Source organism: Brevibacterium yomogidense (assembly GCF_016107685.1).
Taxonomy (GTDB): Bacteria; Actinomycetota; Actinomycetes; order Actinomycetales; family Brevibacteriaceae; genus Brevibacterium; species Brevibacterium yomogidense.
Genome location: NZ_JABASY010000002.1, coordinates 574,566 through 588,997, shown reverse-complemented (window position 1 = coordinate 588,997; position 14,432 = coordinate 574,566). Strand labels below are relative to the sequence as shown.

Annotated in this window: 12 protein-coding genes; 6 read left to right on the top strand and 6 right to left on the bottom strand. The window is 69.6% G+C overall.

The window, feature by feature from the left end; translation table 11 throughout:
• Positions 1-92: 92 nt before the first annotated feature.
• From JFC09_RS06985 to JFC09_RS06975, 3 genes are all read left to right on the top strand, one after another.
• Positions 93-1,019, top strand: a complete 927-nt coding sequence (locus JFC09_RS06985; RefSeq protein WP_198393259.1) for an ABC transporter ATP-binding protein — start codon at positions 93-95, stop codon at positions 1,017-1,019.
• Positions 1,016-1,750 carry an ABC transporter permease gene (locus JFC09_RS06980; protein WP_198393258.1) on the top strand — a complete coding sequence of 245 codons (735 nt, stop codon included), beginning with the start codon at positions 1,016-1,018 and terminating at the stop codon, positions 1,748-1,750. Before JFC09_RS06985 ends, JFC09_RS06980 begins: the two co-directional genes overlap by 4 nt.
• 128 nt (positions 1,751-1,878) lie before the next feature.
• Positions 1,879-2,814 carry a COX15/CtaA family protein gene (locus JFC09_RS06975; RefSeq protein ID WP_198393257.1) on the top strand — a complete coding sequence of 312 codons (936 nt, stop codon included), beginning with the start codon at positions 1,879-1,881 and terminating at the stop codon, positions 2,812-2,814.
• 443 nt (positions 2,815-3,257) lie between these two features.
• On the opposite strand, the gene JFC09_RS06970 is transcribed toward JFC09_RS06975, so the two are convergent.
• Positions 3,258-4,274: a heme o synthase gene (locus JFC09_RS06970; protein ID WP_332839684.1), complete on the bottom strand. Its 1,017-nt coding sequence runs from the start codon at positions 4,272-4,274 to the stop codon at positions 3,258-3,260.
• Between the two features lie 169 nt (positions 4,275-4,443).
• Between JFC09_RS06970 and tkt the strand changes: the two genes are divergently transcribed.
• Genes tkt through JFC09_RS06955 form a run of 3 tightly spaced genes read left to right on the top strand, consistent with a single transcriptional unit; the run spans position 4,444 to position 9,642 of the window.
• Positions 4,444-6,537 carry a transketolase gene (gene tkt / locus JFC09_RS06965; protein WP_198393256.1) on the top strand — a complete coding sequence of 698 codons (2,094 nt, stop codon included), beginning with the start codon at positions 4,444-4,446 and terminating at the stop codon, positions 6,535-6,537.
• A complete protein-coding gene (gene tal / locus JFC09_RS06960; RefSeq protein ID WP_198393255.1) occupies positions 6,534-7,673 on the top strand; it encodes a transaldolase in 1,140 nt (379 codons plus the stop codon). The genes tkt and tal overlap by 4 nt, the downstream gene beginning before the upstream one ends.
• Positions 7,674-7,683: 10 nt before the next feature.
• Positions 7,684-9,642 (top strand): glucose-6-phosphate isomerase, encoded by a 1,959-nt coding sequence (locus JFC09_RS06955; protein WP_198393254.1) that lies wholly within the window; start codon positions 7,684-7,686, stop codon positions 9,640-9,642.
• A 410-nt stretch (positions 9,643-10,052) separates the two neighbouring features.
• On the opposite strand, the gene secG is transcribed toward JFC09_RS06955, so the two are convergent.
• Genes secG through whiA form a run of 5 tightly spaced genes read right to left on the bottom strand, consistent with a single transcriptional unit; the run spans position 10,053 to position 14,412 of the window.
• The gene (gene secG / locus JFC09_RS06950; RefSeq protein ID WP_198393253.1) at positions 10,053-10,295 is read right to left on the bottom strand and encodes a preprotein translocase subunit SecG; all 243 of its coding nucleotides are present in this window, start codon (positions 10,293-10,295) and stop codon (positions 10,053-10,055) included.
• 7 nt (positions 10,296-10,302) lie between these two features.
• Positions 10,303-11,097, bottom strand: a complete 795-nt coding sequence (tpiA, locus tag JFC09_RS06945; RefSeq protein WP_332839683.1) for a triose-phosphate isomerase — start codon at positions 11,095-11,097, stop codon at positions 10,303-10,305.
• Positions 11,094-12,326, bottom strand: a complete 1,233-nt coding sequence (locus JFC09_RS06940; protein WP_198393252.1) for a phosphoglycerate kinase — start codon at positions 12,324-12,326, stop codon at positions 11,094-11,096. The genes tpiA and JFC09_RS06940 overlap by 4 nt, the downstream gene beginning before the upstream one ends.
• A 42-nt stretch (positions 12,327-12,368) precedes the next feature.
• Positions 12,369-13,373 carry a type I glyceraldehyde-3-phosphate dehydrogenase gene (gap, locus tag JFC09_RS06935; protein ID WP_198393251.1) on the bottom strand — a complete coding sequence of 335 codons (1,005 nt, stop codon included), beginning with the start codon at positions 13,371-13,373 and terminating at the stop codon, positions 12,369-12,371.
• A gap of 55 nt (positions 13,374-13,428) precedes the next feature.
• Positions 13,429-14,412: a DNA-binding protein WhiA gene (gene whiA / locus JFC09_RS06930; protein ID WP_198393250.1), complete on the bottom strand. Its 984-nt coding sequence runs from the start codon at positions 14,410-14,412 to the stop codon at positions 13,429-13,431.
• Positions 14,413-14,432 lie beyond the last annotated feature (20 nt).

The window sequence follows — 14,432 nt, the reverse complement described above, 5'->3', positions numbered from 1 at the left end:
CACGTCCGGTCCCTCTGCAGCCCGCGTCCGGGGTGCTCACGGAGTGGGCGAGGGGCCTCGGGCGGTGACCCACGCAGTACAGTGAGGTGCTTATGAGCACCCTCCCCCTCCGCGTCGAGCGCATCGCCCTCTCGTACGGCCGGTCGACCGCCGTCGAGGACGTCTCACTCACCGCAGAAGAAGGGCGCGTGCACGCGCTGCTGGGGCCGAATGGAGCCGGCAAGTCCTCGACGATCGCCTGCGCGGTCGGGTTGCGTGCCCCGCAGTCGGGCAGCATCAGCATCTTCGGGATGGACCCGTGGACCGATCACTCCCGCACCGCAGAGCTCACCGGCGTGATGCTCCAGGACGGCGGTCTGCCGATGTCAGCGCGCCCCCTCACGGTGCTGCGCCACCTCGCACGGCTCTACCGCGAACCCGCCGATGTCGACGACCTGGTCGGCCGCCTCGGGATCGGTTCGTTCGCGAGCCGGTCCATCCGTCGGCTGTCAGGCGGACAGCGTCAACGGGTCGGGCTCGCCGCCGCACTCGTCGGACGTCCTCGGCTCGTGTTCCTCGACGAGCCGACGGCGGGCCTCGACCCTCAGGCCCGCATCGCCGTCGACGAGGTCGTCCAGGACCTGCGTGCGGCCGGCACCGCGATCGTGCTCACCACACATGACATGGCCGACGCGGAGAGACTCGCCGACCTCGTGACCGTCATCGACCACGGCCGGGTCATCGCACACGGCACGGTCGCGGGACTCACCGGCGTGGACGACACCGATGTGCCGGGACGAACCGCGCGGATCGTCCTGGACGATGACGCTCCGGAAGCCGCGCTCATCGCACTCGCGGAGGAAGGCGTCGTCCATGTGGACGGCCCCGTCATCACCGTCGACTGCCGCCCAGGCATCGCCGATCTGCACCGGATCACCGGCGTGCTGGCCACCCACCGCCTGGACGCGCGGTCCCTGGAGTTCCGCGGCAAGTCCCTGGGCGACGTCTTCCTCGAACTCACCGGGAGGAACCTCCGATGAACGCACGCCGCATCCTCGCCCAGGCGCGCTTCGAGACCGTCGCCGTGCTCCGCAACGGCGAGCAGCTGCTCCTCGCCCTCATCCTCCCGCTCATCATCCTCATCGGACTGGGGCGGACCGATGTGCTGTCCTCGCTCAGCGCGCTGCCAGAGGGTGCCGAGCACATCCAGGTCGCGACCGCCGGAGTGCTCGGGGTCGCCGTCGCCTCGATCGCGTTCACCGGTCAGGGGATCCAGACGGCATTCGACCGCAGGTACGGCGTCCTCCGACAGCTCGCCACCACCCCACTGGGCGCGGCCGGAGTCATCTGGGGCAAGCTCGGCGCAGTGCTCTGCGTGCTCGTCGTCCAGACGGCGCTGCTCCTCACCGCCGCCGGCCTGCTCGGGCTGTCCTTCGCCGACCCCCACTGGGCTGGCACCGTTCTCGCCCTCCTGGCCGGAGCCGCGGCGCTCGTGTCGTGGGGGGTGCTCATGGCCGGGACCCTGCGACCGGAGGCCACACTCGCCGTCGCGAACCTCCTCTGGGTCCTCATGGCATCCGTCGGAGGACTGCTGTTCCACCGGGACGGGACGTGGGGGACGCTCATGGAACTCCTCCCACCCGGTGCCCTGGGTTCCGCCCTGCGCAGCGCTGTCGTCGATGGGGCCATCGCGTGGCCGTCTCTCCTGGTCCTGGTGGTGTGGGCGATCCTCGGCACACTCGCCGCGCGCCGCTGGTTCTCCTTCGACTGAGACGTCGCGTGACGAGCGGCATGATGAGACGGATCCTCCCACCGGACTAGTTCCTGAGATCCACTCCGATGGAGGAGGACTAGACTGCTGACCGCCCGTCAGCATCTCTCGAGTGAGGACACACCCCTGTGACGTCGCGAATCGATCGCTTCCTGGCCTGGACGATGCTGAGCGCACAATCGCTCATCATCCTGACCGGTGCCCTGGTCCGGCTCACCGGCTCCGGGCTGGGCTGCCCCACGTGGCCGCGCTGCACGGAGGACTCCGTCGTCCCGTATGGTGCGGTCACCATGCACTCCGCGATCGAGTTCGGCAACCGCCTGCTGGGCGTGAGCCTGGGCGTGCTCGGTGTCGTGACTGTCCTCTTCCTGCTGCGACACTTCCGGACGCGTCCCGACCTCGTCTGGTTCGCGGTGGGCCTCACCGCGATCGTGCCGGTCCAGGCCGTGCTCGGCGGCGTCACGGTGCTCACCGGCCTCAATCCGTGGATCGTCGCACTGCACTTCGTGCCGTCCGCCGCAGCGGTCGTCGTGTCCGTCCTGTTCGTCCGCCGCGTCTACGACACCGGTCGGAGTGCCGTGCCCGTGGGCACCCGCACGATGCGGACCCTCGCGTGGGCGGCTTTCGTGCTCACGTGGGTGGTCGTCATCATCGGCCTCCTCGTGACGGGCGCGGGACCCCATGCGGGCGACGAGATGAGTGCCCGCAACGGCTTCGACACGCTTCTCATGGCGCGCCTCCACGCCGCTCCCGTCTGGGCTCTGGTCGCCGTGTCCGTCGCACTGATCCTCGTGGCGCAGGCTGCCGTGCGGCAGGGGGTCCCCCACGCCCGCACGCTTCGCACCCCGGTCATCGTCTTCGCACTCGTCGTCGCCGCACAGGGCGCCATAGGCTACGTCCAATTCTTCACGGGCGTCCCATGGGTGCTCGTCGCCGTCCACATCATCGGCGTCTGCGCGGCGCTGGCGGCCGCCGCATGGCTGGTGGACGTCCACTACCAGCGCCCGCCTCAGACCGAGGACACCCAGTCCGTCGAAGCGGCACAGGCCGCCCCGGCTGCCTGAAGAGCTCCGCGCTCGTTCCGCTGCTCGCGACCACCGAGCCCATGGTGGATCTCCACCATGGACTCTCCGACATGTGACACCTGCAGGTGGCTGCCACCGTTCAACAGCACGGCAGACCAGCTGTCCCGACGGCCATGCCGCGGTGAACACCGTCTCCGGCCGGCTCAAGGACGACGACACGCAGTGCGGCCGCCACGACGCCATCGACGGGTGAGCCTCAGGCCCGGGCGGTAGACACGCCCGGCAGGGCGTATCCGAACAACTGGCGGCAATTCGACGGAGGCCCCGGCAGCGGTTCGTGCGTCCCCGCGGGGACGTCTCCCGGTCGGGCAGGGCACCTGCCGGATCGGTCGGGCACATGACACCGACCGGGCACACGACAAGAGCGCCGGGTCATCGATCTCTCGATGGCCCGGCGCTCTTCGACTTCGCAGCGCGTGCGGTCAGATCCAGGGGTTGAGGAAGGGGTCGATCGCCACCGCGAGGAAGAGGATCGACAGATAGGTGATGGAGCCGTGGAACACGCGCATGGCCTTGAGGCGGGTACCCGACAGTCCCGCCTTCGCACGCCTGATGAACGTGATGCACTCCCAGAGGAACCATCCGCCGGCCGCGACCGCGACGGCGATGTAGAGCGGACCCATCGGTGCGACGGGGATGAGTGCCAGCGACGACACGATCATCGCGAGCGTGTACCAGATCATCTGGCGCGCCACGTTCGTCGGCGGAACCTTGTTCGGCAGCATCGGGACGTCGGCCGCTTCGTAGTCCGCCTTGTACTTGATGGCGAGCGGCCAGTAGTGCGGCGGCGTCCAGAAGAAGACGACGAGGAAGAGGAGGAGCGGCTCCCAGCTGAGCGTTCCGGTGACAGCGGACCAGCCGATGAGGACCGGCATGCAGCCTGCGGCACCGCCCCACACGATGTTCTGGGTCGTGCGGCGCTTGAGGATCATCGTGTAGAACACGGCATAGAGGAGGATTGCCGTCGCGGTGAGGCCTGCGGCGACCCAGTTCGTGAAGCCGCCCAGCCAGAAGATCGAACCGAATCCCAGCGCGAAGGCGAAGATCGTCGCGGCCCGCGGAGTGATCTCCCCCGTCACGAGGGGACGGTTCTCCGTCCGGCGCATCTTGGCATCGATGTCACGATCCGCGATGCAGTTGAAGACGTTCGCCGACGCGGCAGCGGCGGCTCCGCCGATGACGGTCGTGAGGACCAGCCAGAGGTTCGGCAGGCCCTGCGCTGCGAGGAACATCACCGGCGCAGTGGTCACGAGCAGCAGTTCGATGATGCGCGGCTTCGTGAGAGCGACGTAGGCGCGGAGCGTACCGCTCAGCGTGCCAGTGCCCCGGGCGCCTGCGCGTCTTTCATCGAGGGTCCGCTGGAGGGGCTTCTCCTCCGAGGAGAGAAGAGGCTTCTCTTCTGAAGACTGTGTGTGCGCGGAGCGCGGAGGGAGAGACACGGTGTCGGCTGCGCCTTCCTGTTCGGGATCGTCCAGCCGATTCTATCCCTCGTAGAAGAGTTGTGCACATGCGCCCCTCACACGGCGCGTCCCGGTAGAGTGATGCCCGTCAGTGCCCTCCCGATCACGCGGCGGGCAAGCAGCCTTCCCGAAGGAACGAAACGCGCGCATGACCAGCACGAGCACCTTCACGTGGTCCTCCCTTGACGGCCGGGCCGTCGACACCGCACGACTCCTCGCCGCTGATGCGGTGGAGAGGGTGGGCAACGGGCACCCCGGAACGGCCATGAGCCTCGCCCCCGCCGCGTACTACCTCTACCAGCACGGCCTGGTCCACGACCCCGCGGACACCGCGTGGGTGGGTCGTGACCGGTTCGTGCTGTCCGCGGGGCACTCCAGCCTCACTCAGTACGTCCAACTGTTCCTGTCCGGATTCGGTCTGGAGCTGGACGATCTCAAATCGCTCCGCACGTGGGGCTCGCTGACCCCGGGCCACCCCGAGGTCGGTCACACCGACGGCGTGGAGATCACGACGGGCCCGCTGGGGTCCGGACTCGCCTCGGCGGTCGGCATGGCGATGGCGCAGCGGCGTGAGCGCGGTCTCTTCGACCCGGACTCCCCCGCGGGCGAATCCGTGTTCGACCACCGCGTCGTCGTCATCGCCGGGGACGGCGACCTGCAGGAGGGGGTGTCCGGCGAGGCCTCGTCGCTCGCCGGCACTCAGCAGCTCGGCAACCTCACGGTCCTGTGGGACGACAACAGGATCTCCATCGAGGACGACACCTCGATCGCATTCACCGAGGACGTGGAGGCGCGCTACGCCGCCTACGGCTGGCACGTCCAGCACGTCGACTTCACGCAGGGCGGCGGAGAATACAGGGAGGACGTCGAGGCGCTGCACGCGGCGTTCGAGGCGACGAAGTCCGATCCCCGCCCCTCCTTCATCCGCCTGTCCACGATCATCGGATGGCCGGCCCCCACGGTGCAGAACACGGGAGGAGCCCACGGCGCCGCCCTGGGCGGAGAGGAGATCGCCGCGACGAAGGAGCTCCTCGGCTTCGATCCTGAGCAGAGCTTCATCGTCGAGGACGATGTCCTCACACACACGCGCGCGGTCCGTGAGCGCGGTGCCGCTGCTCACGCGGCCTGGCGGACGCGCTTCGACGCGTGGCGCGCGGCGAACCCGCAGCGCGCCGAGCTGTTCGATCGGCTGCAGGCCGGGACGCTGCCGGAGGGGCTCGCGGAGGCGATCCCCGCATTCGAAGCGGGCGCGTCGATCGCTACCCGCGCGGCGTCCGGCACCGTGCTCAATGCGGTCGCCCCGCTCATGCCGGAGCTGTGGGGCGGATCGTCGGACCTCGCAGGGTCGAACAACACCCTCATCAAGGGTGAGGACTCATTCCTGCCAGTCGACCGCTCCTCCGCGATGTTCGCGGGCACGCCGTACGGTCGGAACCTGCACTTCGGTGTGCGCGAATTCGCCGCAGGGCTCGTCTGCAACGGCATCGCACTGCACGGCCCCACCCGCCCCTACAACGGGACGTTCCTCGTCTTCAGCGACTACCAGCGCCCCGCCGTGCGCCTCGCAGCACTGCAGCAGCTGCCGAACGTGTTCGTCTGGACCCACGATTCGATCGGTGTGGGCGAGGACGGACCGACGCACCAGCCGGTCGAACACGTGAGCGCGCTGCGCGCCATTCCGGGCCTGGACATCGTCCGTCCGGCGGATGCGACGGAGACCGCGGTCTGCTGGCTGCGCGTGCTGGAACGTGCGGACGGCCCGTCGGGACTGATCCTCACGCGCCAGGGCGTGCCGGTGCTCGACCGCACGGCCGTGGCCTCGGCCGAAGGCGCCCGCCGCGGTGCCTACATCCTGGCTGACGCCGACGGCGATCCGGACGTGGTGCTCCTGGCCTCGGGCTCTGAGGTGCAGCTGGCACTCGCGGCTCGCGAGGCGCTCGCGGCAGAGGGCACGCAGGCCCGTGTCGTGTCCGTGCCGTGCATGGAGTGGTTCGAGCAGGAGTCGGAGGAATACCGCGAGGAGGTGCTCCCGTCGACCGTCCGGGCACGGGTGAGTGTCGAAGCCGGCATCGCGCAGAGCTGGTACCGCTGGCTGGGAGAGCACGGTCGTGCGGTGTCGCTCGAGCACTACGGGGCGTCCGCCGCCGGTGCACTCCTCTTCGAGAAATTCGGCTTCACCGCCGACGCCGTCGCAGAAGCTGCTCGCGATTCGCTCGCCGCAGCACGTGGGGAGGCACGATGACCCAGAACGCACAGCTGTCCGCCCTCGCGGACGCGGGAGTCTCCGTGTGGCTGGACGACCTGTCCCGCACGCGCTTGGAATCGGGCTCCCTCGCAGAGCTCGTGGCGACCCGATCCGTCGTGGGTGTGACCACGAACCCGACGATCTTCGCCCAGGCGATCGCAGCGGATCCGGCGTACACGGCACAGACGGAGGAACTCGCCCGCGCGGGCGTCACCGCTGAAGAGGCCATCGACGCGCTCACCGTGGCCGACGTGCGTGCCGCGTGCGACCTCCTCATGCCCGTGTGGGAAGGGACGGGGGGCGTCGACGGTCGCGTGTCCCTGGAGGTGTCCCCCCGGCTGGCGCACGACGGTGAGGAGTCGATCGAAGCGGCGTCCCGCCTCGCGGCAGCCGTGGACCGTCCCAACGTCATGATCAAGATCCCCGCGACGGAAGAGGGCCTGTTCGCGATCCCCCGGGTGATGGAGCGCGGGATCAGTGTGAACGTCACGCTGATCTTCAGCCTGAGCCAGTACCGGAAGGTCGTCGAGGCCTACCTCAGCGGTCTGGAGCGCGCACGTGAGGCCGGTGTCGACCTGTCGACGCTCCACTCGGTCGCCTCCGTCTTCGTCTCGCGGATCGACGCGGAGATCGACGCGCGCCTCGACGCGCTCGGAACGGATGAGGCGACCGGACTGCGCGGCGGAGCGGGGCTCGCGAACTGCCGCCTCACGCACCGTGTGCGGTCTCAGGTGTTCGATTCGGAGCGGTTCCGCGTCCTCGAGGCCGCGGGAGCTGCGGCTCAACGGCTCCTCTGGGCGTCGACCGGCACGAAGGACCCGTCCTACCCGGACACGATGTACGTGTCCGAGCTCGTCACGGCTGACACCGTGAACACCATGCCGGAGAAGACCATGGAGGCGTTCGCCGACCACGGCACCGTGGGCGCGGACACCATGCCCGGCACGTACGGGGCAGCTGACGAGCACTTCGACGCGCTGTCGCGCCTGGGCATCGACTACGCCGACGTCATGGAGAAACTCGAGCGCGAGGGGCTGGAGAAGTTCAGTGCCAGCTGGGACGAACTGGTCGCGACGGTCGAAGCCCGGCTCGTGGAGCTGACCGGAGCCAGCGCGAACGGCGCAGAGGAATGAAGGAGGAGCGATGACGGCAGAGATTGGTTTCCCCGCGCCCGACGTGTTCAGCGCGGAGCTCACCCGCATGCTGGATCTCCGGCTGGCGTCGCGCGTCGCCTCTCGCGACGCAGGGGTGTGGGGTGAGGAGGCGGCGGAGCTCGCCTCCACGCGCCTGGGCTGGACCGACCTGCACACGCGGGCAGCCGGTCTCATCGAGCAGATCGACGCGCTGCGGGACGAACTCGCCACGGATGGCGTCGATCGCATCGTGCTCGCCGGCATGGGCGGCTCGTCGCTGGGCGCCGAGGTCATTGCGCGGGCGTACGGCGCCGAACTCGTCGTCATCGACTCCACGGACCCGGTCGACATCACCGCGCTGTGCGACGGTGAGGATCTCGACCGGTCCGCCCTGGTCGTCGCCACGAAGTCCGGGACGACCATCGAGACGGTGTCCGCCGCCTCGGCGTTCGCGCAGGGACTGCTGTCCCGGGGCATCGACCCCCGGTCGCGGCTCATCGCCGTCACCGACCCGGACACCCCGATGGCCGAGCAGGCCCTCGAGGAGGGGTGGCGCCGGGTGTTCCTCGCCGATCCCCGTGTGGGAGGCCGCTTCAGCGCGCTCGCCGCCTTCGGGCTCGTCCCCGCCGGACTCGCAGGGGCAGACGTCCAGCAGGTCGTCGACGACGCCGCAGCGGTCGCGAGCGCCGTGCGCGACGATGACGAGGACAACCCTGCCCTCCGACTGGCCGCCGCACTCACCGCCGCGCACGCACGGGGCGTGCGGACCCTCGCCCTGGCAGCGACTGACGACACCCTCGTGGGCCTGCCGGCGTGGCTCGAGCAGCTCATCGCGGAATCGTCCGGCAAGGACGGGCTGGGTATCCTCCCGATCGCCTGCGGTTCCATCGATGCACATGGCTTCCACGACGCGCACGCGGCGACGGCCATCGGGTTCGTAGGACCCGCGGTCGGGACGCGCCAGCCGATCTCCGGGGTCGCCGTCTCCTACGAGGCGCCTCTGGGCGCACAGCTGCTCGTCTGGCAGACCGCCACGGCTCTGCTCTGCGCGGGCATCGGGGTGAACCCATTCGACCAGCCCGACGTCGAGGACGCGAAGGTCCGCGCTCGGGAGCTGCTCGCTCCCGCGGACGACGATGCCGCTGCCGCCGAGGCGGGGGCCGTTCCGGACATCGGTTCCGCTCCCGAGGCCGAGGACGCGCCGGCTGCCGAGGCAGAGGACACGCCTGCTCTCGTCGACGGCCCCGTCGTCGTGCGGACCACTGTCACGGAGGAGCGGACCAGTCTGGCCGAGGTCCTCACCGACCTGCTCCCCGATCCGGACGACGAGGACGAGTATCTTGCGGTGCAGGTCTTCCTCAGCGCCGACCAGGATGCCGACGCGGCGTCCCTGCGTGACCTGCTCGCGCGGAAGTCCGGTGGAACGGTGGCGTTCGGCTGGGGACCGCGCTACTTGCACTCGACGGGCCAGTTCCACAAGGGCGGCCGGCCCACCGGCTCGTTCCTGTTCGTCACCGCGGATACGGCCACGGCCCCGGACGTGGCGGTCCCGGAAGCCGGCTTCAGCTTCGCGGCGCTCCAATCGGCTCAGGCCGCAGGTGATGCGCAGGTCCTCACCGACGCGGGCAGACCGGTCGTGAGACTCACACTCACCGACCGCGCAGAAGGCGTCGCCCATCTCCTCGCAGCGGTCGAATCCCTCCCGGACCCAGAGCCGCGGGTGCCCGACGAGCCAGGAGAGACGGGCGAGACCACGACCATGACGGAGCCGGCGGCTGCTCCTGAGGATCCAGGGGCCACAGAGGCGTCACCGGCGGCCGAGTCCTCAACGGCAGCCGAGGCGCAGGTTGCGGCTGAGGACTCGGCAGTCAGCACGACGTCGGACGATTCCTCTGCCGTCGGCGACGGCTCAGAGGTTGACGACGACGCCGACGCAGCCGGTGACAGCGACGACACGATCCAGCGCTGAGGCCGGTGAGACGCCGCGCTGAACGACCGGCGCGACAGACTGTGGAGGGTGGTGGGCAGGACCCAGCGATCACTCCCCTGCGGGTGCGGTGGACGTGAGGCTCTGGGCACCGTCTCATATGCGGATCGACCGTCGTCTGTCGCGTGGCGGGACTGCTCGATGATCGCCGCGTTCGCGGCGATCTCCTTCTCCAGTTCTGACGGGAGCTGCTGCTGGTCGGCGCACTGTGGTGCTGCGGGGCACAGCCCCTTCACCCCCGCGCACTCGGACAACGCAGGGACAGAACCTTAAGACTGTGAGGGCACCGCACCCCGGTGAGGCGGCTCGGAGGCGTGCTGAAGGCCCGGAGGGAACCCCCTCCGGGCCTTCACTCATTCACACATGCCGGGCGACGCCGCTCGTGACCGCGTTCAGGAGAAGCGGACTGCGACTCCGAGCAGCACGATGCTGGCGACCCAGACGATCGCCACGAGCGTGGTGAAACGATTCAGGTTGCGCTCCGCCACCCCCGACGAGCCGAGCGATGAGCTCATGCCGCCGCCGAACATGTCGGACATGCCCCCGCCCTTCCCCTTGTGCATGAGGATGAGCATGGTGAGGAATACGCTGGTGAGGATGAGGATCGCAGTCAGCGTCCAGTTGAGGATCTCCATAGTGGCCTCAGTCTACTCGGTACACGGCGTTGACGAGATCAGCGAAACCCGCCGGGTCCAGACTTGCTCCCCCGACGAGCGCGCCGTCGACGTCGGCGCCTGCCACGACTTCGGCTGCGTTCTCCGCCTTGACGCTTCCCCCGTAGAGGATCCTGACCGTCCGGGCGAACGCCTCACCGTGCGAACCCGCGAGGCTCTCGCGGATCGCGGCAGCCATCTCCTGTGCCTCGTCGGGGCCTGCTGTCTCCCCCGTGCCGATCGCCCACACGGGTTCGTACGCGATCACGAGCCCACCCAGAGCATCGGTCGACGACCCGTCGAGGGCCGCCGCCACCTGCGCGAGGACATGGTCGACGTGCCTGCCCGCCTGCCTCACGTCGAGGGGCTCACCGACGCAGAGGACGGGTGTGAGCTCGTGCCGCAGGGCGGCGCGGAGCTTCTCGCCCACCACCGCATCGTCCTCATCGTGGCGCTCTCGCCGTTCGCTGTGCCCGACCAGCGCGTATGTGCAGCCCAGACGCGCGAGGAAGGCTCCGGACACCTCACCGGTGTACGCGCCCGCATCGTGCGCGGAGAGGTCCTGCGCCCCGTACGTGAGGCCCATCCGCTCCCCCTGGACGAGGGTCTGCACGGAGCGGATGTCCGTGAAGGGCGGGATGACCGCCACATCGATCGCCTCGAGGTCGACCTTGAGGTCCCTCAGCGCCCACGCGAGCTTCTGCACGAGCGTGAGCGCCTCGAAGTGATCGAGGTTCATCTTCCAGTTCCCCGCGATGAGCGGGATGCGTCCTGACTGTGTCACGCGGACCGTCCTTCCAAGACCTCGAGGCCGGGCAGCGTGCGTCCCTCGAGGAATTCCAGGGAGGCTCCGCCTCCCGTCGAGATGTGACCGAAATCGTCGTCGTTGAAACCGAGCGCCCGTACCGCGGCCGCCGAGTCACCTCCGCCGACGACGGTGAGGCGACCCTCCTCCCGGCCGCCGTGAGCGCGCGTGAGCGCTTCCGCCACAGCACGGGTGCCAGAGGCGAAGGCGGGGAATTCGAAGACCCCCATCGGTCCGTTCCAGAACACGGTCTGTGCCGCGCTGATGCGGCGTGCGAACGCAGCCGCCGCACGGGGACCGATGTCGAGTCCCAGCGCGGTCGGACCGCCCGGGGTCGATTCGAGGGCGTCGACGTCCGCCGGCCAGTGCTCGGCGTCGCGGTCGAAGGACGCCGCCATGACGATGTCCTCCGGCAGGAGGATCTCCACGCCCCGTTCCTCGGCCTTCGCGAGATAGCCGCGCACGGTGTCGAGCTGATCGTCCTCCACGAGGCTCGCGCCGATCGCGTGACCCTGCGCCTTGAGGAACGTGAAGACCATTCCTCCGCCGATCGCCAGGAGATCCGCGCGCTCCAGCAGGCTGTCGATGACACCGAGCTTGTCCGACACCTTGGAGCCGCCGAGGACGACCGCATAGGGGCGCGCGGGGTCCTCGAGCAGCCGCGTGGAGACCTCCACCTCGGCGGAGACGAGACCGCCCGCGTACGCAGGCACCAGGCGGGCGACGTCGAAGACACTCGCCTGCTTGCGATGCACCACGCCGAAGCCGTCGGAGACGAAGAGATCCGCGAACTGTGCCAGCTGCTCGGCGAACGCCGAGCGCTCCGCATCGTCCTTCGCCGTCTCCCCCGCGTTGAACCGCAGGTTCTCGAGCAGTGCGATCTCCCCGTCCGCGAGTCCGTCGACCGTGGACCGCGCCGACTCCCCCACCGTGTCCCGTGCGAACGCGACCGGACGGCCCACCTCTTCAGCCAGCGCATCGGCGACCGGTGCGAGCGACAGCTCCGCCGCCGGGACGCCGCCGGGACGCCCCAGGTGGGCGACGACGACGACCCGAGCCCCGGCCTCGGCGAGGGACCGGATCGTCGGTGCGGAGGCGGCGATCCGCCCTCGGTCACCGATGACCCCGTCGGTCATCGGGACGTTGAGGTCGCTGCGCACGAGCACGCGCTTCCCCGCGACGTCGACGGAGGGGGTGAGTGTCAACATGTGGTTGTGGTTCCTTTCGGACGCTTCACGGCCGGTAGGGCCTCAGGACAGCTGTGTGCCGATGTGCGCGGCGAGGTCGAGCAGGCGGTGCGAGTAGCCCCATTCGTTGTCGTACCAGGCGATCACCTTGATCTGGTCCCCGATCCGCTCCGTGAGGAGCCCGTCGACGATCGCGGAGTGCTCGTCCATGACGATGTCGGAGGACACGATGGGGTCCTCCGTGTAGGCGAGGATCCCTGACAGGCTGCCCTGTGCGGCGTCTCGGAGCAGTGCGTTGACCTCCGCGGCGTCCGCCTGGCGCTCCGGCGTGAACACGAGATCCACGAGGGACCCCGTCGGCACGGGGACGCGCACCGCGAGTCCGCTCAGTCGTCCTTCGAGCTCCGGGAGGACCTTGCCCACGGCGGCGGCGGCCCCCGTCGTCGTCGGCACGATGTTGAGCGCCGCGGCCCGCGCACGACGGGGGTCCTTGTGGTTGCCGTCGACGAGCCGCTGGTCTCCCGTATAGGCGTGCACGGTCGTCATGAGGCCTGAGGCGATGCCCACCCCTTCGTGGAGGACCTTCGCCACCGGGGCGAGGCAGTTCGTCGTGCACGAGGCGTTCGACACGATCGTGTGCACGTCAGGGTCGAAGTCGTCATGGTTCACACCCATCACGAACATGCCGTCGACACCCTTGCCGGGCGCGGACAGCACCACAGTGCGGGCTCCGGCATCCAGGTGACCTCGCGCCTGATCCGCCGTGCGGAAGCGCCCCGTCGCCTCGATGACGACGTCCACACCGTATTCCCGCCACGGGATCTCCCCCGGGGTCGAATGGTCGGTCGCGTGGATGTGGCGCCCGTCGATGATGAGTGAGCTGTCGTCATAGGACACGTCTGCGTCGATGCGCCGCCAGACGGAGTCGTAGGTGAGCAGGTGCGCGAGCGCGGCGTTGTCGGTGAGATCGTTGACCGCCACGACCTCCACACCCTCAGCCGTGAGCGACTGCCGGAGGAACGACCGCCCGATGCGTCCGAAGCCGTTGATGCCGATCCGAGTAGTCATGAAGTGAGAACCTCTTCCTCGTCAGGGGCTTCCATCCTATCGACTCGGAGCGGGCTCATTCCTCCTCGAGCATCTCCGCAGTGATGTTCGCATCCGTACCGGGTACACCCAGCTCCTCCGCGCGCTTGTCCGCGGTCGCGAGCAGGCGCCTGATCCGTCCGGCGACGGCGTCCTTCGTCATGACGGGGTCCGCGAGCTGGCCCAGCTCCTCGAGGGAGGCCTGCTTGTGGTTGAGGCGGAGGAGCCCCGCGTAGCGCAGGTGCTCCGGGACCTCGTCGCCCAGGATCTCCAGGGCGCGCTCGACGCGAGCACCTGCGGCGACCGCTGCACGCGCCGACCGCCTGAGGTTCGCGTCGTCGAAGTTCGCGAGGCGGTTGGCCGTCGCGCGCACTTCGCGGCGCATGCGCCGCTCCTCCCACACGAGCACGGCGTCGTGGGCCCCCATCCGGGTCAGCAATGCGGCGATCGCGTCACCGTCGCGGATGACGACCCGGTCAGTGCCGCGCACTTCGCGGGCCTTCGCGCTGAGGTCGAGCCGACGGGCGGCGCCGACGAGGGCGAGGGCCGCCTCCGGCCCGGGGCACGTGATTTCGAGGGCTGCGGACCGTCCGGGTTCGGTGAGGGAGCCGTGCGCCAGGAAGGCACCGCGCCACGCCGCTTCGCAATCGGCGACGGCGCCGTTGACGATCGTCGAGGGCAGGCCGCGCACCGGTCTCCCCCGCGCGTCGAGGAGACCGGTCTGCCGTGCCAGTGCCGCGCCCTCTTGGGCCACGCGGACCAAGTACCGGCTTCCCCGCCGCAGTCCGCTGCCGGTGATCGCGACGATCTCCGCCGTGTAGCCGAACAGTCCACGGATCTCCCCGCGGAGACGGCGGGCAGCGGCTGCGGTGTCCAGTTCCGCCTCGATGAGGATCGCGCCGCCCGACAGGTGGAGTGCGCCGGCGAACCGGAGGATCGACGACACCTCCGCCTTCCGGGCGGACACCCGCATCACGTCGAACCGTGCGATCTCGTCCTTGACCTGCGCGGTCAGCGCCATGTGCCCTCCGCCTCCTTCGT